10 protein-coding genes and 1 pseudogene are annotated in these 24,092 nt (G+C 48.6%); 10 read left to right on the plus strand and 1 reads right to left on the minus strand.

The genetic code is table 11. From position 1 onward, the window contains the following. The first annotated feature begins 98 nt into the window (after positions 1–98). The 7 genes from HBM95_23390 to HBM95_23420 all read left to right on the plus strand — a co-directional run bounded on the left by HBM95_23390 (position 99) and on the right by HBM95_23420 (position 15,665). The gene (locus tag HBM95_23390) at positions 99–2,084 is read left to right on the plus strand and encodes a hypothetical protein (protein NIH45819.1); all 1,986 of its coding nucleotides are present in this window, start codon (positions 99–101) and stop codon (positions 2,082–2,084) included. Between the two features lie 432 nt (positions 2,085–2,516). Continuing rightward, on the plus strand, positions 2,517–4,706 hold the full coding sequence (locus HBM95_23395) for a hypothetical protein (protein ID NIH45820.1): 2,190 nt from the start codon (positions 2,517–2,519) through the stop codon (positions 4,704–4,706). Between the two features lie 560 nt (positions 4,707–5,266). Beyond that, positions 5,267–5,557, plus strand: a complete 291-nt coding sequence (locus HBM95_23400) for a lipoprotein bor (protein ID NIH45821.1) — start codon at positions 5,267–5,269, stop codon at positions 5,555–5,557. 363 nt (positions 5,558–5,920) lie between these two features. Then, positions 5,921–6,316, plus strand: a complete 396-nt coding sequence (locus HBM95_23405; GenBank protein ID NIH45822.1) for a hypothetical protein — start codon at positions 5,921–5,923, stop codon at positions 6,314–6,316. Between the two features lie 17 nt (positions 6,317–6,333). Beyond that, on the plus strand, positions 6,334–7,485 hold the full coding sequence (locus tag HBM95_23410; GenBank protein ID NIH45823.1) for an IS481 family transposase: 1,152 nt from the start codon (positions 6,334–6,336) through the stop codon (positions 7,483–7,485). Between the two features lie 682 nt (positions 7,486–8,167). Then, positions 8,168–14,881 carry a hypothetical protein gene (locus HBM95_23415; protein NIH45824.1) on the plus strand — a complete coding sequence of 2,238 codons (6,714 nt, stop codon included), beginning with the start codon at positions 8,168–8,170 and terminating at the stop codon, positions 14,879–14,881. A 487-nt stretch (positions 14,882–15,368) separates the two neighbouring features. After that, a complete protein-coding gene (locus tag HBM95_23420) occupies positions 15,369–15,665 on the plus strand; it encodes a hypothetical protein (protein ID NIH45825.1) in 297 nt (98 codons plus the stop codon). A gap of 412 nt (positions 15,666–16,077) precedes the next feature. Here the strand turns inward: HBM95_23420 and HBM95_23425 are convergent, their stop codons facing one another. After that, positions 16,078–16,179: a hypothetical protein gene (locus HBM95_23425; GenBank protein ID NIH45826.1), complete on the minus strand. Its 102-nt coding sequence runs from the start codon at positions 16,177–16,179 to the stop codon at positions 16,078–16,080. Positions 16,180–16,570: 391 nt separating this feature from the next. Here HBM95_23425 and HBM95_23430 point away from each other — a divergent pair, with 391 nt between their 5' ends. From HBM95_23430 to HBM95_23440, 3 genes and pseudogenes are all read left to right on the plus strand, one after another. After that, positions 16,571–19,084, plus strand: a complete 2,514-nt coding sequence (locus HBM95_23430) for a hypothetical protein (protein ID NIH45827.1) — start codon at positions 16,571–16,573, stop codon at positions 19,082–19,084. A 232-nt stretch (positions 19,085–19,316) separates the two neighbouring features. Further along, positions 19,317–20,516 (plus strand): annotated as a pseudogene (locus tag HBM95_23435) (IS3 family transposase). Between the two features lie 529 nt (positions 20,517–21,045). Then, positions 21,046–24,048: a hypothetical protein gene (locus HBM95_23440; GenBank protein NIH45828.1), complete on the plus strand. Its 3,003-nt coding sequence runs from the start codon at positions 21,046–21,048 to the stop codon at positions 24,046–24,048. The last annotated feature ends 44 nt before the right edge of the window (positions 24,049–24,092 follow it).

Consider the following 24,092-nt stretch of genomic DNA (forward strand, 5'->3'; position numbering starts at 1 on the left):
TCACTTTGTCATTTCTGTGTAATCTGGAACGAAATCTTTGTTGTGACTTTTATACAATCCGCAGTGACTTATCAAGTTATTACATACGAGCTAAATAAATGAAAAAAAAACAGTTACATTTAAATTTATTGTTAATTGCACTGGCTTACTTTGGGCTATCATCTTCCTCTTTTGCTGACTTGCAAAAAAAAGAAGATATAAAATTAGGCATGGATGTTGTCTGTGGCGTTAAACTCGTATCAGATGGTGATCTTTATGCAACAGGTTATAATTATAAAAATAAACAAACTCTGCTTTATAAAGTATTGCAACAAAATTTCACATTAATCCATGAGGGCACGATAGAAAGTCCGGATGGAGGTGAGGTGAGTTGTAGTTCAAAAATTATTCCCGGCAAGGAAGAAGACCTGTTTATACCTGTTAACTGGGTGATATATCATGGAGGCGGAAATGGTTATAGTTCTGCAGGCTATGTTTATCGTGTGAAATTCAAGAAAAATAAAAACGCTGTTGTGTTTAAGAAGGATGATATTCATTTTGATAAGGTTTTTTTAGGAAAGGACATAACGAAACTGTACGTAAGCTCTTATGCTACCTGGTCTATGGATCGTCACAGCACAAGTATTACAGAGATTAATCTCGATAATAACACAGTCTCATGGGAAAATGATTTTCGTCTTGCATCGCGAGGCAGTATTATCAGCCCTGACAACACCATGATTTACCTTATTGATGAACAAAAAGCGGATATTGTATCCTTGCCAGAAAGAAGAGTTATTGATGAGACGCCTCATTTTATTGATGGGTTTGCTCCTGGGATAGATAATTATGGTGACATTTATGGAACGAGATACGGCAATCTATTAACTATGGCTAAAATTCAGCCATTTACTTCTTCCCCCGATAAGCTGCTATGGCAAATGCCATATCCTCATTCTTTATTTGATGAAGGGGACGGTTACAAGAAATTAGTCCCTGGTTCCGATGGGGCAATTTATGTAGATGGTGTATCAAAAACTGAAGGTGCCGGAATTCTGGTTTTCGACCCGAAATCGAGTATTCAGAAAACGTTTATCCCCTTCCCGTCAGAAAACGTAGACGCTGCCCCCTATGCAGTATCTCCTGCTGTTTTTGATAAAAATACCGGGCAGGGTTACAGTTATTCCTATTCGCTAAAAGAGACTGAAAATGGCAGAGATCGTAGCTTTACCGTCTGGTCATTTTCTCCTGAAACGAAAGAAACGAATATTATTTCTACCTTTAATACAGGTGATTATTTCCCTCAGTTTTTTAATGTTATTAACAATAAACTATTTCTGTTTATAAAAGATACTCTCCATATCCTCCCGCTGGGCATAGCCAGTGGAGAGTATGCAGACACCGGGCTGGCCATCAGCGGTACCCTGCCGGAAGAGCAGGGTACACCGCTTCACAGTCACCGGCATATCACCTGGCAGGTGAACACCCCGGACGGTACCTCCCTGGATTCCGGCGCCCTGACACTGCCTGCCGCTGACCCGGACATGCTGGGCATCACTGCCTGGCCGTTACGCCTGGCGGAAGCCATTAACCGCAGCGGCGGAGCACTGAAAGCCGGAGAAATGGAAAACGGGGTCATTACGCCACTGGCCAGTTCGTACCGCAACCATTTCTGGCTGCCTGAAGGCGAAAAATGGCAGGGAGCCACTGTCCGGCTGGCATTCCTTCCGTCTGAGGCAACTGACGACAAATGGCGTCTCAACAACCGTGATGACAGCGCACTGCCGGCCAGCCTGGTCACCGGCGAACAGTCGGTGCTGCCTGAAAAAATGGTGTTTGAGCTGTTCAGTAAAAAAAGTGGAGCCAGGTCTCCGCTTGAAGTTGACGGGCTGAATACAAAGAACCGTTTCACATGGGCGATGGACGTGGCCCGGAAAGTAAACGCGCAGTCTGATGTGATTAAGCTCGGGGAGGTGTCTGCTGATGGTGGCCAGACAGTCAGTCCGCTGGCCAGCCAGTACCGTAACCGGCTGTGGGTTGCCAGTGATGGTGATGTCGAAGTGACGGGCTGTACGCCTGCAGTCTTTTGTCAGACAGGAAATTAAATGCCCTGCGTTGCTCTCCCGGCAGGGAGAGTAACGCCCGTTTCAGGGGGGCTGAATGCCGTCATATTGCAGCTTTGCTTCCATTGGGCCAAGAAAGTCGGACTCGAAAGAGGGAGAACTTTCGGTAAATTTCCTGCCAGCAATAGTGCCAGAGCTGCCGGGTCAATCCGTCAGACAGTACGGGGATGGGATTTGAGCCACAAAACACCGATATCGCTGGAGACAATGGTACATGTTACGAGGCTGGGTCGCTTACTATGGACGCTTTTATCGACATATTGCCAGACATGTCGATCTGTACCTTGCATCTTCACCGTGGTTTACTTTCAGCATCTCGGACTGATCTCATAAATATCAGTAAAATATCATAAAAACCGTGCGCGTCCCTTTGCTAACCATCTAAATTTGACGTTTGATTTTTAAGGTTCTCTTATGAAACGTAAAATGCCTGTTTTGCGTGCAACAGTCTTTATTTCTTTGGTCGCTGTACCTACGGTGCAATCGCAGTCTCTCAGCTTTTCTGATGATGAGGTAAAGAATAGTCCGGTTATTAAGCTGCTCTCTGGAGATAATGGCAATAACTATGCGTTAAGGGCGAAATGTGACGTTAATGGCAATGGTGCTCTGTTTGTGCAGGCTTTCAGTAACGATAATAGCAGTCGCTTACACTATGTGCAGATCGATACTGGGGCCTACATTCGAAGTCAGTCTGGGCAAGGGTGTTTTCCTGACTGGATGAAAAGTTATGATTTTCAGTTCATGCAGGGGCTGCTTTGGCTTAGCGCTCCGGTAAATATCTCAAAATCTGATGGTAATATCGAAACCCGGCTACACGTCTGGCAGATTCAGGCCGATGAGCATTCAACCACGGCCCATCTGATTTTTCAGACCGAACCTGAAGATATTGAAAAACTATATAAGGTTTTAGCAATAGCTCTGGATGGCATTAATAAAAAACTTTACCTGAGAGCCAGTACAGTTGAAGAGGAAAGTGGTGGCCAGTATCGAAAAGCAAAAGGAAAATTGTTCACGGGAGATCTTGTACTTCAGCACGAAAATTCCTTATCCACTCCACTCATGCTTTTCTCTCATTCCAGACCTGATATATCTGTCTCCTCTTTAGGGCTTTTTATCAATGCTGATTCTGCTAAAAAGGGCCCACACGTATTGGCTCTAAGCAGTTTTAATCCATTAGAAGCAATTTACTATGCGGAATATTTTAAATTGAATTCACAGGGACTCCTGAACCGAGAGAGTATCAACGGAAATGAGGATAATGAAAACGGGATAATGTTGCGGCCAGGTGGCTTAACCACACAAACGAGCCAGTATGATTATGATACCAGCCAGGGGTTGCTATACAGTCGAACCGACTTACCAGCTTTCGTCCAAATATCAGCCTGTAAGTTATTTACTCCTTTTGCGGCTGATTTTTGCACCTTTTCTGAAAAGATTTATACCAGTGATGCTGCGGGATTGTACTCGATTACTCATAACGATAATGAAGTCATCGCTTCAGGGGAAAAAAATATTTTCACTTTCACCTTAAGTCCCACCAGACAATTGCAACAAGCGTTTCATTTCGATCTCGATGAAGGCAACTTTCCCGGTATGATATTTAACGGTAAAAATTTACCGGCATTTTCGCATCCTGCGTCAAATGCTTTCTATCGGGCGTACTGGGACCGCAATAGCCGGAACATTAAAATAATAAAAATCAGTCGCGATGGTCACACCATAGATGAAGCGTTCTGGGTTGCACCAGAAGAAGTTAATCACGGTAAGTCAGGTGAAAACGACGATAGTCTGAAAGACTTGTTTGACAATAACACCAGGATGCAACTCAATCACAATACAATCATCCTGACGATAAAAAACCAGATATATTTGGTTCAGATCGAAGATAAGGAAACAACAAAGTCGTTAATTGCACTACAACAAATTGACGGAAAACTCATCCCGGAAAGGGAGCGTAAGCATCCTCATCGTATTAGCTGGGAAGTGTATGATAAAGACAACAATCGCGTTGATACAGCGTCGGGATATCTCGATATTGACGGTTCAGACCCAATGCTGCTGGACCCGTTCCGCTGGCCTATGCTGGTCAGCGAAGCTATTAATCGTCAGGGAGGCATGCTGAAGGCCGGCGTAAAACAGCAGAAAGGGGATAACATCGTCCCGGGTAAACCGGAGGCAAGTCAGTACCAGAACTGGCTGTGGCTGGCGGAAAATAAAGTGTCAGAAGGATATCATGTTTCACTGAGCGTCGACCTGCTGCAGGAAGCTCCGGCATCTGTCTGGTCCCTGAACTCCTTTGATGCTCAGCAGGCATTTGTCAGCGAGGAAGGAGATGATTTCAGTAAGAAGACCATCCACTTCACCGTTACCCGGGAGGGAGAAAAAACGCAGGAGTATATTTTTACCACCCGGGAGAAGGACCGTTTCATGGCGGTGATGGATATTGCCCGGCAGGTTAATAAGACCATCCCGGATGTTCAGTTGGGAGAGAAAGCGTCCGGTGACATTGTCACACCTCTTGCTTCCCAGTACCGCAATACAATCTGGGTAAAAACTGGTGCCAATGGAAAGCCGTCTGTTTCTGTTAAGTGGCGGGTTGAGTAACGGAACCAGACTACGTTGGGGTCTGACGCTCAGTGGAACGAAAACTCATGTTAAGTAAGTAGTAAGCATCTTCTACATGAGGCCGGAAAATGTAGAGTAAAATACTCCAATCTGCTACCGGCTAAAACTTGTTTCTCCAAGAGACTGTGGTATGGGCGGGTACAGCAAGAGGGAGATCCATCAGCCTGAAGACCGACAATTATCGTGAAGTAACGAAAGAACATGCAGCTTTCGATAACTGATTGAATGACGTTGATCCGGCTGAGTTCTTTATCTGACATAGTCACATGCATCCTGATGTCTCCATGGCTTGAGGATTGGATCCTTTATGCCAGATCTCACCCTCTACCGCATCAAGTAGCGATGCCGGACAAAGCGTATTCACGATCTCACCACCTGACTAAGGCGCGAATCCCATGGGCAGAATGTTATAGGCTGGCGCAAGACGATATGGATGACCATGCGCACTGACACATCATAAGCTAGACTACTAGTCTGATATGTATACGTTAATGATTCATGTCATAATTTTTGCGAATCAAACCAACATAAGGTTATTTATGAAAAAATTTATTATGATAGCACTTGTTGCTGCGGCTGTTTCTGGCTGTGCCCAACAATCATTCTCAGTAAACAAAGCAGCGACGTTCGTACCTCAGCAAGTCACGACACATCATTTCTTCGTCAGCGGCATTGGTCAATCTAAGCAAATTGATGCTGCTCAGATTTGCGGTGGTGCCGATAAAGTTGTTCGTACTGAAGTTCAGCAGACTTTTGTAAATGGATTACTTGGATTTATTACATTCGGTATCTATACCCCTCGTGAAGCAAGAGTTTATTGCGCGAAATAATCATTTGGTCAGCAGAGTAATTACTGCTGACCTTTTCTTTTCCCATTGTGATGGAGTGCAAGCTTCTGAAAACACGTCAGTCGGTTTTATAACCAAGAACCCTCATTACTGGTCTGCTCTTACTAGCACAGCAGATACATTCCAGAATATTTTGATCTTGATGAGCGAGTGCTGAACTTTATTAATCAGCGCTGAGGCAGCGCACAACAGGTTTGGCTAAGATGGACTTTTTGCTCAAACTGGATACTCTTATTTCTTGAAAAATCAGTAGTAAATGCTTGCAGGATGGGAGGCATGCGACTTTGGTGCATGGATACACCACAATTATAGCATAGCGGTCATGAATTTTCAGGATACAGACTCATGCCACACAAATATAACGCCGGAAAGCGCCATCATATACTCAAAGCCAGATTCACCGTCACCAACTGGTCTCAATACGAAAACGGTCTCAGGCAACGTGGCTATCTGACCCTCTGGATCTCTCCTGACGTCATTGCCGAGTGGAAGGCTACTCCCCGCGAGTTTCCCGGAGGCCAGCCTCGTTATTCTGACCTCGCCATTCAGGCCTGCCCGACGATACGTGCCGCTTACCGCATCCCCCTCCGACAGGCCGAATGCCTGATGCTGTCGGTTTTCAGGCTGATGGTTCTCCCTCTTGCCGTACCCGGCCATACCACGGTCAGCAAACGGGCTGCCGTTCTGCCTCCTCTCTCGCGTATTGTACAGTCCGGGGACATGGTAGACACTTACAACTGAGGCATAAGAACCCGTTTATGGAGTCACTTATGCCCTGGGATGCGAGAGATACCATGTCATTACGTACCGAGTTTGTACTGTTCGCCTCGCAGGACGGGGCGAACATCCGTTTCCTCTGCCGTCAGTTCGGCATTTCTCCTGCCACCGGCTACAAGTGGCTTCAGCGCTGGGCTGAGGAAGGTGCCTCCGGTCTTCAGGACCGCTCCCGCGCACCTCATCATTCCCCGAACCGCTCATCTGACGACATCACGGCCCTGCTGCGCATGGCGCATGGCCGTCATCAACGCTGGGGCGCCCGCAAGATTAAGCGCTGGCTTGAAGACCAGGGGCACCGTATGCCTGCCTTCAGCACCGTCCATAATCTGATGGCCCGTCACGGCCTGCTGCCGGGCGCATCACCGGGCGTTCCGGCTACGGGACGCTTCGAACATGACGCGCCGAACCGGCTCTGGCAGATGGATTTTAAGGGCCACTTTTCCTTTGGCGGTGGCCGCTGCCATCCGCTCACCCTGCTGGACGACCACTCCCGTTTTTCCCTGTGCCTGGCGCACTGTACCGATGAACGGCGCGAGACCGTGCAGCAGCAGCTGGTCAGCGCGTTTGAACGCTACGGCCTGCCGGACAGGATGACGATGGACAACGGCTCACCGTGGGGCGACACCACCGGCACCTGGACGGCGCTGGAGCTGTGGCTGATGCGCCACGGTATCCGGGTGGGGCACTCCCGGCCTTATCATCCGCAGACGCAGGGCAAGCTGGAGCGTTTTCACCGCAGCCTGAAGGCGGAAGTGCTGCAGGGAAAATGGTTCGCGGACAGCGGAGAGCTGCAGCGCGCTTTCGATCACTGGCGCACGGTGTACAACCTTGAACGCCCGCACGAGGCGCTGGATATGGCGGTACCGGCCTCGCGTTATCAGCCGTCTGCCCGGCAGTACAGCGGCAGCACGCCACCTGAATACGATGAAGGGGTGAAGGTCAGGAAAGTGGATGTCAGCGGAAAGCTGAGCATACAGGGTGTCAGTCTGAGCGCAGGCAAGGCGTTCAGGGGAGAACGGGTCGGGCTGAGGGAGACGCAGGATGACGGCTGCTATGAAGTGTGGTGGTACAGCACGAAAGTGGGGGTGATCGACCTGAAGAAAAAGTCGATCACCATGGGTAAAGGATGTTAAAAAGTGTTCACCATGTCCCCGGACCGTACACGTACACGTACACGTACATAACTTAGTTGCTGCAGTTGGCGCTCCAGTCGTTTTTCCTGCCGCGCCTTCATCAGCGCCGTTATCGCGACAGAGCTCCGGATTTTGACAAACCGTATCCCCTTACCCCAATCCTCCAATAAAATCGGTATTGCCCTTAAGTCAAGAGATACTGCGACATCATTGATATTAAAAATCCAGAATTACTCATCTTTGCATGTGAAAACTATGTAGATGAGTTCCTCGCGACCAGAGCAGTCCGGTGCAAGAGCAGAGGACGATGGGAGTGCAATTTTGTCGAGTAAAATACAAAACCACAAATATGATATCATTAATTCACATAAAAACTTGAAAAATCTCATGAAATCATCATTTTCTTTTAAGGGGGGGGTTATTTTAGCCAACTAAAAAAAACGAATAACTCCCGAAAAAAAAATATTGAATTATTAAAGCAGCCTGTTTTTTTTACATATCGACGATATTTAGCTATAAGAATCTTCTTTTATAGATTAAGGGCAGGAACATCGGTCACCCATTGTGGATGCCCAAATCCATTGAAACGCAATTCCTCCGGCCTGCAAAACCATGAGGTCAGAGGGGTAGCATAACGTACACAATTCGCGACTGAGATAACGAATCGACAAGGATCGTTACTATGATATTTAAAAATAGAGAGGACGCGCGTGCGTCTGAAAATAAGTTATTACAACGACTTTCCCGTTTTCTGATATTTACCGCTTTTATTTTTACTGTTAGCACTCTAAGTGCTAATAATACTGTGACTAATCTACCTACCGAGCAGCGGTACATTCTTTATTATAAAACACCCGCAGTAACGACGCAGGATATTAAAAAATATCTGGCTCCAGAACTTAAGGATTTACCAGCTCTGCAAAATGAGCTGGCGATACGCTATGGGCTTAAACTGACCGAATGGCTATTGCTGCCCGATGATAATGCCTACACTCGTCATTATCCCGCAGTAACGCTTAATTACATCGGTAAAGATGAAGACATCCTGAAATTCACGCTTGACAGAAAACTCTCACACACGCAATTACTCAGGCTTAACCATGCAGTTAAATCGCCAGCGCAACTAAAAGACCTGCGAGGTCAATGGGTAATTGTGCCAACTGAAAGGCCTAAATCTGTGTCAGAAGTACACAATGAACGCGCGTCGATGCTGACACAACAAGCGGCATCACTAGGAAAAAATATCCAAATGTCAGGGATGAATAACGCATTGCGTTCCGCGGCCAGTCAGCACCTTAATAACATACTTACCGCCGAAGTTGAATCCTGGCTTAATGGCAAGAACAGTAAAGCCCGTGTTACGCTGGATAGCGGGACCAGCAAACAGGGTCGGCCCTCTGTCGGCCTGGATTACCTATACCCTTTTGCTGTCTGGCCGAGTGATATTCTTTTTACTCAGTTGAGTGCCCACCGTAAAAACTCACGTGATATTGTCAACCTCGGGCTTGGCTGGCGTCATAATTCAACTCCCCAACTGATGACAGGCAGTAACGTCTTTGTTGATCATGATATAACACGTCATCACAACCGTCTGGGGCTGGGTCTGGAGTTGTGGACAGAGCAGTTCCGCAGTAGCCTGAACTACTACATTCCTCTGAGTGGCTGGCGTTCCTCATCCGATACCGTTTTTCTGGATGATTCTGATTATTTTTCACTTTATGAGCGCCCAGCACGTGGCTGGGACGTGAATGTCATTACAGCGTTATCACGCCATATTTCTGTCAACGCCAGCTGGTTTAAGTGGTACGGTGATAAGGTGGATGTGACCGGCAACCGTGATCAATCAAGTAAAAACCCCGGAGGCCTTACGCTTGGGATACGCTGGCAACCCGTCCCGTTACTGAGCAGCCTGGCCGAACATCGCCTTATTACCGATCAGGATGATGAAATTAGGATAGGCATACAGCTGACCTGGGAGTTTGGCCGCAAATTTTCAGAACTACTGGATCCGGCCAACGTTACTTTATCCCCTTCGTTATTGCAGTCACGCAACGAATTCGTAACCCGGAATAACGACATTGTTCTTGCTTACCAGCGGCGTAGTAAAGATACCCCCCTGCGCTTTGAGCCGGCGACAATGAGCGCGAAAGCTGGAAGTCCCCCCTTCACTCATACAGTACAGGGGGCATTTGGTACGGTTATCTATCACTCAGCACAGCCCGAACTGGCCAGCGTGGACGCCACCAATGGTATGGTCACGCCATTACGTCGTGGGCAAACCACGATTTATGCCACAGAACATCATCAGCGCACCGGCAAAGCACGTCGACAGACGAGCTATGCCCTAACCATCCAGCCAGGTGATGCACTGCCGGGCGCCACTGATGTCACAATCAGCGGAGAAATGGCCTTAGAGAATCAACTCACGGGCCATTACAGTTATCAGGACAATAATGGTGAGGATGAAGCCGTAGGTGGCTCAGTTGTTAGCTGGTACTACGAGGATGCTCCGGATGCCATACTCTCTTCGGAGAAAACGTATACGATTAGTGAACATGATGCAGAAAAGGTGCTGGTCTTCCGTGTTATCCCCAAAAATCGGGCAGGCATAACCGGCCAGCCAGTAGAAGCCCGAATCCAGGGCCTACGTCGCCCAACTGTGCAGGATGTTGATATTATCGGCCCGGTGATAGTCGGCCAGACTGTCAACGCCATCTGGACAGGTCATCGAGCACTTGACCCCACCGTAAACAACGGTGCCGATATTCGCTGGGTAACTGTGAATAATGCAGGTGATGAAAAACAGGTAGGGGAAGGTGCTACGCTTACTCTTACAGAAGAGATGCGTACTCAGGGAGCACTTGAAGTCCGGGTCACACCATTGAGTCCTGGTGGGCTAAAAGGTGAGGAAATATGCTCACCACGTTACACAATTCTGCCTGCAGAACCGTTCTTCAGCGAAATGCCGTCTGTCAGCCCCGCGGAAGGGCTTTCACCGGGCGACCTACTGACGCTTAATTACGGGTACGGATCTCACCCGGAGGTCAGCGAAGGAGAGAGTCGCTACAGCTGGTTCCGCGTTTCTCCTGATGGTGGTAACCGCCAGGAAATAGCAGGTCAGACGGCCCGCACCTACCGGTCCGTTGCGGAAGATGCAGGCTATGCCCTGACTGCCTGTGTTCAACTGGTGGATGCAAAAGGCACGGTTTCCACGACGACCGAGTGCAGTGCGCCGTCACAACCGATAGGCTCGCTGCCGGTTATCAGCAATGTTGATATCAACGGACTGAAGGTGGTGGGACAGACTGTCACCGCCAGCTGGCAGGCTGCCCGCAGTGACGTTCAATTCCAGGTACGCTGGTACACTGTCGCCGACACGAGTACAGAGACGCTGGTCGGCGAGGAAGCCACCCTGTTGCTCACACAGGAAATGATGCAAAGTGGCCAGCTCGAAGTTCGCGTCACGCCGCTGAATGAAAATACGGTGTCCGGGCAGGAGGTTATTTCACCACGTTACACAATTCTGCCTGCAGAACCGTTCTTCAGCGAAATGCCGTCTGTCAGCCCCGCGGAAGGGCTTTCACCGGGCGACCTACTGACGCTTAATTACGGGTACGGATCTCACCCGGAGGTCAGCGAAGGAGAGAGTCGCTACAGCTGGTTCCGCGTTTCTCCTGATGGTGGTAACCGCCAGGAAATAGCAGGTCAGACGGCCCGCACCTACCGGTCCGTTGCGGAAGATGCAGGCTATGCCCTGACTGCCTGTGTTCAACTGGTGGATGCAAAAGGCACGGTTTCCACGACGACCGAGTGCAGTGCGCCGTCACAACCGATAGGCTCGCTGCCGGTTATCAGCAATGTTGATATCAACGGACTGAAGGTGGTGGGACAGACTGTCACCGCCAGCTGGCAGGCTGCCCGCAGTGACGTTCAATTCCAGGTACGCTGGTACACTGTCGCCGACACGAGTACAGAGACGCTGGTCGGCGAGGAAGCCACCCTGTTGCTCACACAGGAAATGATGCAAAGTGGCCAGCTCGAAGTTCGCGTCACGCCGCTGAATGAAAATACGGTGTCCGGGCAGGAGGTTATTTCACCACGTTACACAATTCTGCCTGCAGAACCGTTCTTCAGCGAAATGCCGTCTGTCAGCCCCGCGGAAGGGCTTTCACCGGGCGACCTACTGACGCTTAATTACGGGTACGGATCTCACCCGGAGGTCAGCGAAGGAGAGAGTCGCTACAGCTGGTTCCGCGTTTCTCCTGATGGTGGTAACCGCCAGGAAATAGCAGGTCAGACGGCCCGCACCTACCGGTCCGTTGCGGAAGATGCAGGCTATGCCCTGACTGCCTGTGTTCAACTGGTGGATGCAAAAGGCACGGTTTCCACGACGACCGAGTGCAGTGCGCCGTCACAACCGATAGGCTCGCTGCCGGTTATCAGCAATGTTGATATCAACGGACTGAAGGTGGTGGGACAGACTGTCACCGCCAGCTGGCAGGCTGCCCGCAGTGACGTTCAATTCCAGGTACGCTGGTACACTGTCGCCGACACGAGTACAGAGACGCTGGTCGGCGAGGAAGCCACCCTGTTGCTCACACAGGAAATGATGCAAAGTGGCCAGCTCGAAGTTCGCGTCACGCCGCTGAATGAAAATACGGTGTCCGGGCAGGAGGTTATTTCACCACGTTACACAATTCTGCCTGCAGAACCGTTCTTCAGCGAAATGCCGTCTGTCAGCCCCGCGGAAGGGCTTTCACCGGGCGACCTACTGACGCTTAATTACGGGTACGGATCTCACCCGGAGGTCAGCGAAGGAGAGAGTCGCTACAGCTGGTTCCGCGTTTCTCCTGATGGTGGTAACCGCCAGGAAATAGCAGGTCAGACGGCCCGCACCTACCGGTCCGTTGCGGAAGATGCAGGCTATGCCCTGACTGCCTGTGTTCAACTGGTGGATGCAAAAGGCACGGTTTCCACGACGACCGAGTGCAGTGCGCCGTCACAACCGATAGGCTCGCTGCCGGTTATCAGCAATGTTGATATCAACGGACTGAAGGTGGTGGGACAGACTGTCACCGCCAGCTGGCAGGCTGCCCGCAGTGACGTTCAATTCCAGGTACGCTGGTACACTGTCGCCGACACGAGTACAGAGACGCTGGTCGGCGAGGAAGCCACCCTGTTGCTCACACAGGAAATGATGCAAAGTGGCCAGCTCGAAGTTCGCGTCACGCCGCTGAATGAAAATACGGTGTCCGGGCAGGAGGTTATTTCACCACGTTACACAATTCTGCCTGCAGAACCGTTCTTCAGCGAAATGCCGTCTGTCAGCCCCGCGGAAGGGCTTTCACCGGGCGACCTACTGACGCTTAATTACGGGTACGGATCTCACCCGGAGGTCAGCGAAGGAGAGAGTCGCTACAGCTGGTTCCGCGTTTCTCCTGATGGTGGTAACCGCCAGGAAATAGCAGGTCAGACGGCCCGCACCTACCGGTCCGTTGCGGAAGATGCAGGCTATGCCCTGACTGCCTGTGTTCAACTGGTGGATGCAAAAGGCACGGTTTCCACGACGACCGAGTGCAGTGCGCCGTCACAACCGATAGGCTCGCTGCCGGTTATCAGCAATGTTGATATCAACGGACTGAAGGTGGTGGGACAGACTGTCACCGCCAGCTGGCAGGCTGCCCGCAGTGACGTTCAATTCCAGGTACGCTGGTACACTGTCGCCGACACGAGTACAGAGACGCTGGTCGGCGAGGAAGCCACCCTGTTGCTCACACAGGAAATGATGCAAAGTGGCCAGCTCGAAGTTCGCGTCACGCCGCTGAATGAAAATACGGTGTCCGGGCAGGAGGTTATTTCACCACGTTACACAATTCTGCCTGCAGAACCGTTCTTCAGCGAAATGCCGTCTGTCAGCCCCGCGGAAGGGCTTTCACCGGGCGACCTACTGACGCTTAATTACGGGTACGGATCTCACCCGGAGGTCAGCGAAGGAGAGAGTCGCTACAGCTGGTTCCGCGTTTCTCCTGATGGTGGTAACCGCCAGGAAATAGCAGGTCAGACGGCCCGCACCTACCGGTCCGTTGCGGAAGATGCAGGCTATGCCCTGACTGCCTGTGTTCAACTGGTGGATGCAAAAGGCACGGTTTCCACGACGACCGAGTGCAGTGCGCCGTCACAACCGATAGGCTCGCTGCCGGTTATCAGCAATGTTGATATCAACGGACTGAAGGTGGTGGGACAGACTGTCACCGCCAGCTGGCAGGCTGCCCGCAGTGACGTTCAATTCCAGGTACGCTGGTACATCGTCGGCAATAATGGATTGGAAGATGTCGAAAGACTGGTAGGAGAACAGAACTCCCTGACGCTGACACGTGACATGAAAAACCGCGGCGGACTGGAAGCCCGCGTCACGCCACTGACTCCGGGGGGGATAGCGGGTCTGGAAGTCCGTTCACCGCGTTATGCTATTAAGCAGTCTGAAGCCTATTTCGTGGAGAGACCTACGCTGGCACCGCCTGACAGCCTTCGTCCCGGAACCACCGTGACTGTAAACTGGCGTTACGGTTCATATCTGAATATTCCGGAGGGCAATAGCCGGATTGAGTGGTATCGCGTTTATAAAGACGAGTTTGGCCGCCCGGAGAAAATAGAAGGGGAAACCGGACGGCAGTATACCCTGAAAACTGGGGACATAGATTACCGGATCTTCGCCCGAGTGACGCTGGTTGACCAGCAGAATACGGAGGGTGATGTTCACAGTACTGGCTGGAGTGCGATTACGCAGTCTGTATGGAAGCTGGAGCCTGGCGGTGATACCAGTGCAGACACTGATGAACACATTGAAATGTACGTCAGACTGACAGAGAGAGACAGCAATGCTGGCTTAATCGGTCAACCCGTTCGTCTGGAATATGACCAGGATGCCATCAGCGTTGTTACTTTCCCTAATCATGGCAGCACCGACGGCGATGGGTATCTTTACGTGCATCTATACCCGAAAAAGGCCGGGAGCGGACAGATTAAATTCAGTGCAGGAGGCGCCAAAACCAGCTGGGACTATCGGTTTATCCCTGAGGTCGAATTTAAGGTGACGATTCTTGAAAGAGAGAAAGACGGCGTGGGTATCTGGTATACCTGGAAAGCGAGAGCAACAAAAAATGGCAACGTGATGCCCAACCTGCCTATCTGCTTTGAAACCGGGGTTTTCCCGATGGGGGAAGGAGCCGGGGGAGTATACAGACACTATTCTGGCACTACTGATAGTAATGGTGAACTAACCGGAAAAGACTGGCTGAAACCCTTATTCGGTTTCTCAACGGTGAAGGTGCTGAAACGTAAAAACGACTGCGTCAATGAAGCTTGGTCGTCTGTGGATTATACCTACATGGATTAACCTGCGGGGATGCAAATCCAGCGATGTTGGCCGTAGGATACCTGATACGTAAAGGGGCCAGAGCACAATATGGCCTCCTTTTACCAAAAGACGACCTAAAAACGATAAGCCGCCAGAAACGCATACAGCGACCACTCGTGCCCATGAATGGCTATACACATGGGCTCCATGGTGGGTCGCTTCAGCCCGTCGGCCTCCGAAACTTCGTCAGCCCGAAGGGCTGATGGCAGTAAGCGTCCCGTTAAGGGCGTGAAGTAAGGATTATTTTACAGATGACAGGAGTATTTCATGAACCTAGTTGGATGCCAGTCGCCGATTTTGCTGATGACCAAGCTCAACCAGCTTTCCGGATTATGATAAACCACATCCCCTTAATGCGACAGAACCCTCACCAGCGTTTGCAACAATACCAGGGAGTGTTGTCCATGCCCTAAAATAAATGTTATACTGCACTTATCTATTACTGAAACGATAATGGACATTTCTAATGTCAAAATTAAAAACAATGATTATTTCTATAGGCATAATCTCCACATCTTTTGGATATGCCCAGGAGTGTCAAAGAGTGGTAATTATTGATACAGCCAATTCTACTTCAACATTTTTAATTGGTGATAAATACAGTAACAAAGCTCAGGGGAAAGCAGTTTATTATGCTTTCAAGGACGGTTGGAAAATGTCTGAAAAAATTGCCCCGTCAGCAACATCTTCAGGAAAGATAATGATCGTAATGGAAAAAGAAACGTCTGGGGACTGCGACATAATTGATCCATTTATGAATTAAGAATTCAAACTGCTCTGTCGTATTAAGGATAAATACTTAAGCTTACACCTAGAGCCGTATTGACGTGGATGTGTTATTCAATTGGCAGTGTGATGTCCCAGGGTAGCAGTTCTGTATGACTGGATACAAAGGTGACAGATCAGACCGGGAACACAGGGAAGACTTTTCTAGTCTATCCGGACCACACTCTGGGTTTTCCTGGACACATCCGTACCGGCCCCGTTCGCCGTGAAGGTATATTCCACCCTCGGGAGATCTGCCCCACCTCCGGCGCGCCGGATATACGCAGGCACTCCACCGCTGGAGTGCCGTAACACTGTTATCACTGGCGATGCTCTGGATCCAGCTAGGCCGTGATTTCATCCTCACCATCCGCCTTATTCAGGTGTTCAGCTACTTCTTCGTATACTCCTCAACGAAACATCGTAGAATCTTTATCATGATTGATTAAACTCGAAGCTAGCAGTAAATAAGATAAACGCATATCATAATTTTTTAAGCAGAAAGTATTCATTCATCCATTCCTTTCCTTATAAATAATTGCTGTTATATTTAATACCAATGAAATATGTGAAACCCTTATTTATAAGGGGTTGCAACTAGCTTAAAATAAACTTAATCTAATAATGATAAATTTATAACAACATTGTAATGAGAAAAAATCGGTAATTAAGAATAATCTTGTGGCGATATAAACCATCCCCATAAGGAACATCACTTATGATGATATTTCTTTAATCATATCATCTCAAATCTCAATATTTATCGAGAAAAACCCTTACTCACATGACTAAAATCTCATATCAACCAAGATTTTTCTTCGTCGCTTACCCCGTATATCTTGTATATAAATATGACAAAAAAATAAAAAATGTAAATTCCATTCATTAATCCAAAGGGACATTGTGAAAATTAATGCACTAACATTAGGGGTAACCTTAGCTTTATCTTCACCGCTATCTGCAAGTGTGGCTAATATGAATACTTCACCTTGGTGGGAAGAATTCAGCTCTAATCCAGGTTTTGTCGAAGCCCTTCCTCACATTGGCTACAGCCTCGACGCACTACGGCAGGATACCGAAAAAGGATTACAGGAATCCGCAGACAGTCGTACAGCCTTGTTCTGGCTAAAACGTACGATGGATATGTATCCCCCTGAAACGCCCGATCACTATAATATGCCTGTCGCACACCATGAAACAAAAGACTGGCCAAACGGGCATTATGCAACGATGGGCCGAGGTATATTCTACTTTACCCGTACATTCGGTGAAACTGGTCAGACTATAACGATCAATACTGGTAATATCCCTAAAGGTGCAAACTGCTATGCAGCAACGGGACGGGATTTTAGCAATAAAGATGAAATGTATCTGAACCAACTCCCCCTCACACCTAACAGTGATAACTATTATACCTTCAAACAATCAGGTATTTTGCTCTTAGGCTGTGGAGATCCTGATAAACAACAGAACGGACAGTTTGTTTCGCTTAAGGTCAGTGGAGGAGATAAAAGTAATCTGTTTATTTTAGGTCAGAGCACTCAAAGTGATTGGCAGGCAGCCAAAACGACAGCCAGCCGTGCAGGTTTCGCATTTCTTTATGACGGACACGCCAATACCGTTGTTCCCAATGAAATGGCTCAGCGCACTAAAGAAATTATCGGGAAAGAGTTGGGGTCGAACCTTCGTATTATTGCACTCTACGAAAAGATAAACGGCATGGATGGCTCCGACCCTCTATTCACCTCTTCCATGGGCTCTATGTTTGCAAACTATGATACTTGCTGCTATGCAGATTATCGTAATGGTTATGTGGGTATAGGATTTAGCTCTGACAAGCTACATAATGACTGGGGCGTTTGGCACGAATTCGGACATCAGTATGAACCAACCCGTGAAGCCCTGAATCTATTTTCTGAGATACAAGTTAACCGTTATTCAATAGAAGCCTGCCAGCTGTTTAAGGGTCATGAAGTACCCCTTAATAAGTGCCACTCTGATATTACTACAGAAGATGGAAACTGGGATAAGAAGGCAGTTGAAAACTTCCTGGCATCAAATGTTGAGTATCAAGACTACAGCGCTATTAAAGATCTCTTCAAGCAACTTAGTTTCTTCTCTCGTCTGCGCTTCTCATATGGAGAGAACTTTTTCCCAAAAGTCAATCAGGCTCGCTTAAAAGCCATTAAGGCTGCGCCAGGGAACAGTCTGGCGGATAAGACTAATTATCTTCTGGGGTCGAAAGAAAAGGTAATCGACTTTAGTGTAGTAGCCTATAGCCAAGCTGCGGGATATGATTTACGTCAATACTTCACAAAATGGGGATTAAACTTTAGTGCTTCTGCAGGACGAAAAGTGGCAGAAATGGAGTTACCTCAACCAGGTGAAGAACAGGTGCTGCAGATTAGTTTGAGCCGAGATAAAATCACGGCAGTTGCGACTTATAATACCAGCTTTGGATATAGCGTTACTGCAAGAAGTAATCAGGACGATGTGAGTTATCGCTGGAGGCGCATTGGTGGGGACGCCCGTATTTACACTAAAACCCAAGAAGGAGCCACGGTGGAAGTGGTTATTCCTAAAAATGTTGAGGCCGTAAGTACGCGTTTTGAAGTGACAGCCGAAAATCGAACGGGGGAGGATAAAAAGATTGTTGAGGTTCAGGCACTTTCGCCTGAGGTAAAAATAACGGGGCCTACGGAAACCGCGGCTCACGAATCTGTTCGGCTTAAAGCACAGGCCAACTTTGACCAGGCCACCTATGACTGGACTCTGAAGCGCAACGGGCAGAACATTTCTGGTGGCATTGATGCCAGCGGCCAGATTGCTAAAAACCTGCCTGGCGGTGATTACACTGCTGAGGTATCTGCCTGGAGTGATAAAGGCGGACGTAAAGCCTCGGCAGAATACAAAATTAAGGTAAAGGAACAGGCACAGAACAACGATCAGGCGTTTATTAATGCCCTGAGCCTGTCCATGCAGTCAACAGATAACGGCGACAGCGTTACCTTCAGTGGCAACGTGGCATCTTCATCTGCTGCAACCAGTACTCCTGGTTACGCGTGGACCCTGCCGGCAGGTGCCCAGGGGGGGAGTAACGGCCAGCCTCAGCAGAGTTTTACCGTGACCAAAAACAAACAGGTTCAGAACCTGAAGGTGAAAGTTAAGGTTACGGCAGGTAAAGAGATGCGTGAACTGGAGCGGGACATCACCGTACCAGCTAAAACTGAAACCGGTCAGTACCCACTGTATAAGCCCGGTACAGACTATAAGGCAGGTGATGTGGTGAAAAACAAAAACGGAGATTTGTTCGAATGTAAACCATGGCCATACACTGCATGGTGTGGCAGCTCGTCGGCCCTGCATTATGAACCAGGTATTGGACTGAACTGGAAGGATGCCTGGAATAGTAAATAAGGGTCAGTAATGCATCAATCCTCATGAAAATGATGGATTAATACGAGCGAACTCTGTCTAAACGGCAGAGTTCGTTTTTTCTTGTCGATGAGAATACCAGTTACGTCAACCTATCTTACCTTTAATGTAGGCCACCGAGCTGTAAATGCCTAGACTGGCCCCATAGATTACCAGACACTTTGCCTCTCTTAAAAGTCTTGGAGCTATGTTTAACACCAGTCCGAATAATAAGATGGTTGAGGTATTATCAGGACCTGAGCGGCGTCGGCGTCGTACTCCGCAGGAAAAAATTGCCATTTTTCAGCAGACCATGGAGCCGGGCATGACCGTGTCCCACGTTGCTCGTTTGCATGGCATTAATGCCAACCAGATCTTCAAATGGCGAAAACAGTATGAAGAGGGATCGCTGACTGCTGTTACTGCCGGTGAAGATGTCGTCCCGGCCTCCGAACTGGCTGCCGCCAATAAGCAAATCCGCGAACTCCTGCGACTTCTGGGTAAAAAGACGATGGAAGCAGAAATACTTAAAGAGGCCGTGAAGTTCGGCCGGGCAAAAAAATGGATTGCGCATGCGCCCTTGTTGCCTGGGGACGACGACTAACCGACGTCTGCCGGAGTATCGGTGTATCGCGTGCGCAACTGAGTATCAGGGTTCACCGCCCGTCTGACTGGCAGGAGTGCAGGCGGTAATCCCGTTTTGACGACAGCGCTGTGTTATCCCGAATAAGCACGGCGCTGGCTGATTTACCGACGTATGGTCATCGCCGTTTGTGGGTGTTGCTGCGACGGGAGTCAGGAGGGTCTGCCGGTGGTTAACGCAAAGCGGGTATACCGTATTATGCGAGCCCACCACCTGCTTCTTGAACGTAAACCTGCTGATCATCAGCGGAAGCGGGCACATAAAGGGCGGGTGGCGGTAGCTGAGAGCAACCGGCGCTGGTGCTCAGATGGCTTCGAGTTCCGCTGTGACAATGCCGAAAAGCTGCGGGTGACCTTCGCGCAGGACTGCTGTGACAGAGAGATAATCGACTGGGCAGCCAGTACCGGAGGCTATGACAAAGAAACGGTGCAGGATGTCATGTTGGGCGCGATAGAAAAACGCTTTGGAAGGGAGTTGCCCACAGAGTCTCTGGAATGGCTGACGGATAACGCTTCGGCGTACAGGGCGCATGAAACGCGGGCGTTCGCCCGGATGTTGGGACTGGAGCCGTGCACAACAGCAGTCCGTAGCCCGGAAAGCAACGGCATAGCAGAAAGCTTCGTGAAAACGATAAAGCGGAACTACATCAGCATCATGCCGAAACCGGACAGCCAGGCAGCGGCGATGAACCTGGCGGTGGCGTTCAGTCATTACAACGAACATCATCCGCACAGTGCGCTGGGATATCGCTCACCACAGGAATATAGACACAGGAAGTTATCGCAACCGTAAGAGAGGAAAAGTGTCTGGATATATAGGGTCAAATCCAAAACCAGAAATTGGGAAATGAAGGATGCATATTCTGTCAGAACATTTAAAGGTACTTGCTACTGCATCAACCCGAGAGGGCTACTTGTTCTTCTAAAAAAAACCGCTCACGGGATCAAAATGAGCGGATTAAAATGTAGACAACTTTTTAGAAGACTATTTTTATCAAAGCACGGATTTAGGAAGTTTATGAAACTAACAGTAGAGTAATGTCGCGATAACGCTATATCTCTGCCGTTAAATTCACTTTGCCATATCCTGTGATGTAAAGACATTAGTTTTATCTCATAATGATTGAGATAGTTCTTGTATGTAATTAACGGCACTATTCAATGAGTTAGGTGCAGCCCTCCATAATTCACAATAAGCCCCCTCCCCTCTCTTTGTTCTAATAAAAGGAAAGACATTTCTGCACATCTTTTGAACAAAAACTTAAAGTGCATCGGAAACATTTTGTTTATCTTTTTCACTGAATAACATTGGAGGTTATCTCGTGAAAAAATTATCTATTATTGCCCTTGCAACTCTGTCTGCAATTTATGGTACTCATGCGTTTGCGGTAGAAGTTACCCCAAATGAAAGTGGTAAAGTGGTTGCAGAGCAGCGTGGTTCTGCAGGAGAGGTAAGCCGCCACCGCGGCGATCGTCTAAAAACTAAGCTTCAGTGGAAATCCTGGAGCAACGATATGGAAGGGTTACATCCACACAGCCCGAAAAATTATCGTGTTTATAAAGTTGATTACACTAATCCTGGTGATATTTATCCTTCGTCTGGCAACAGCGATAGCCTGATTCTTAAAGATAGTGAAAACGGCTTTGCAGGAAATCTCGAAAAAAATGTGCCATTTCAGCATAACAGCAATAAAATCGTCGGTATGTACTATGATGAGTGGGCATACTGGGAGCGCTCTTTCACTGCTGATTTAGTACCTGCCAATAACCTGACTCATATTTTCTGGAGTTTCCTGGGCCTATGCGATTTTAACTCTACTCGCCCAGGTAACGTCACACTGCCGGTCACTGAAAATACTGGGCTGGTTGCTGAGGGCAACGAGCGTGGTCAGAAAATTCTTAAGGCAATGTGTGGTCAGGGCGACTTCCCAACAGAAAATGGCTCAACGGCCTGGCAGGGCAAAGATACACCGGCCAAACAGCAGGGTGATTTTAATGTCACTCGCTATGATCCGCAGGCATCCTACTACGGTCTGCAAGCGCTGGAAAAAATGAAGAAAGCGAATCCTAAGCTAAACGTGATGGTCTCTATCGGCGGTTGGTCGATGAGTTCGCCATTCCATGCGATGGTTGAAACCCAGGAAGGACGAACTATCTTTGTTAATTCCGTGATGGATTTTCTTAAAGAAAATCCATTTGTTGACGGTATAGACCTTGACTGGGAATTTGTCGGCTCCACTGGGCCGTCCGCGATCGGTGACCTGGCAACAGATGGTTATCAACAAGAACGCAGTCGCTACACCAAACTGGTGAAACAACTGCGCCAAGCGATGGACGCTAAGTACTCCGGTTCACAACGTAAGCAGTTAAGTGCGGCAGTCAGTGCTTCTCCTGCAAAACTTGCAGCGATTGATTTTAATAGTCTGAAAGATGACTTCGACTTTATTAACATCATGACCTATGACATGTATGGCGCCTTTGCCCGCAACCCAGGACATCAGGCTGCTGTATATGCCAAACCTATCGCCGGTACCTATTATCAACCGGGAAGCCAGAACAAAGTCAAAGATGAAGCGGGAAACATTATCATCGATGGCCAGGGGAACTCCATGACAGGTGAGCAAGCCCAACGAGGCTTCAGTACCGAAGGTGCAGTTAAAGCTATTCTCGATAACAACCCTGATTTCCCGTCAGAAAAATTGGTCGTTGGGGCGGCAGCTTACAGTCGTGGATGGCACAGCGTTAGCGTTAAGCCAGAACATGACAAACTCTTCTGGCACGGTATTGCCAACGGTGAAGCTGTCAGCCGTAAAGGACTTGGCAGCAACGGTAGCTATGAGCACGGTGTAACCGATTATCGTGAACTTTACGACACATTTATTAGTAAGAAGGTGGACACTTACTACGATAAGCAGGCTGAAGCGGCTTATATCTGGAAACCAATCAGCAGCGTGAACGGAAATCCAACTGCACAAGTTGAAACCTTCGACTCTCAGCGTTCTGTCATTGCAAAAGGTGACCTGGTTAAGAAGTACAAGCTGGGCGGTCTATTCGCATGGGCAGCATCCAATGATAATGGACTGATCCTGAACAGTATGAACGCGGCGGTTTGTAATAAACGCAGTAGTGGTGATTACTACAACTTTACTGAGCACTACAATGGTGTTGTCGACACCAAAGTACTGCAATCTCAGAATGATGTTCCGGTAAAAGTGGATGAAATCCTCTCTGGGGCACAGAATTATAATTTTGACGGTAAAGCATATTGCTCGGATGATATCGAAATCGACGCACCGGCCGTTACGCTCGACAGAACCAGCCTTAGCGTGGTTGCCACAACTAACACTGGCTTTGGTTATAAGGTGTCCGCTAACAGCAGTCAGGACGATGTTACATGGAAGTGGGAACTGGCTGAGGGCGATAAAAATATTTACCTGAAGTCTTACGACAAATCCACTGCAGAAATTGTAGTTCCCAAGCAAAATGAGAGCCACATTTCTGATATGTATGCAAAATTCAAAGTCTCTGCTACCAAGAATGGCAAAACGGGACATTCTTATGTGACCATTAACGTTGTTAAGCCCGCAGTGTCTATTACTGGCGATTCTCACATGTCTCCGGCTAACCCGGTAAAACTGACGGCCAGAGCCAACTTTGACCAGGCCACCTATGACTGGACTCTGAAGCGCAACGGGGAGAACGTTTCTGGTGGCATTGATGCCAGCGGCCAGATTGCTAAAAACCTGCCTGGCGGTGATTACACTGCTGAGGTGTTTGCAAGAAGTGATAAAGGCGGGCGTAAAGCCTCCGCAGAATACACCATTAAGGTAGAGGAACAGGCACAGAACAACGATCAGGCGTTTATTAATGCCCTGAGCCTGTCCATGCAGTCAACAGATAACGGCGACAGCGTTACCTTCAGTGGCAACGTGGCATCTTCATCTGCTGCAACCAGTACTCCTGGTTACGCGTGGACCCTGCCGGCAGGTGCCCAGGGGGGGAGTAACGGCCAGCCTCAGCAGAGTTTTACCGTGACCAAAAACAAACAGGTTCAGAACCTGAAGGTGAAAGTTAAGGTTACGGCAGGTAAAGAGATGCGTGAACTGGAGCGGGACATCACCGTACCAGCTAAAACTGAAACCGGTCAGTACCCACTGTATAAGCCCGGTACAGACTATAAGGCAGGTGATGTGGTGAAAAACAAAAACGGAGATTTGTTCGAATGTAAACCATGGCCATACACTGCATGGTGTGGCAGCTCGTCGGCCCTGCATTATGAACCAGGTATTGGACTGAACTGGAAGGATGCCTGGAATAGTAAATAAGGGTCAGTAATGCATCAATCCTCATGAAAATGATGGATTAATAC

The organism is Enterobacter asburiae (assembly GCA_011754535.1).
In the GTDB taxonomy this organism is placed as follows: Bacteria; Pseudomonadota; Gammaproteobacteria; order Enterobacterales; family Enterobacteriaceae; genus Enterobacter; species Enterobacter cloacae_N.

Excerpts from the sequence above, each read along its gene's own strand:
- HBM95_23390 (NIH45819.1), top strand. The coding sequence starts at position 99 with ATGAAAAAAAAACAGTTACATTTAAATTTATTGTTAATTGCACTGGCT.
- HBM95_23395 (NIH45820.1), top strand. The coding sequence starts at position 2,517 with ATGAAACGTAAAATGCCTGTTTTGCGTGCAACAGTCTTTATTTCTTTG.
- HBM95_23400 (NIH45821.1), top strand. The coding sequence starts at position 5,267 with ATGAAAAAATTTATTATGATAGCACTTGTTGCTGCGGCTGTTTCTGGC.
- HBM95_23405 (NIH45822.1), top strand. The coding sequence starts at position 5,921 with ATGCCACACAAATATAACGCCGGAAAGCGCCATCATATACTCAAAGCC.
- HBM95_23410 (NIH45823.1), top strand. The coding sequence starts at position 6,334 with ATGGAGTCACTTATGCCCTGGGATGCGAGAGATACCATGTCATTACGT.
- HBM95_23415 (NIH45824.1), top strand. The coding sequence starts at position 8,168 with ATGATATTTAAAAATAGAGAGGACGCGCGTGCGTCTGAAAATAAGTTA.
- HBM95_23420 (NIH45825.1), top strand. The coding sequence starts at position 15,369 with ATGTCAAAATTAAAAACAATGATTATTTCTATAGGCATAATCTCCACA.
- HBM95_23425 (NIH45826.1), bottom strand. The coding sequence starts at position 16,179 with ATGAATACTTTCTGCTTAAAAAATTATGATATGCGTTTATCTTATTTA.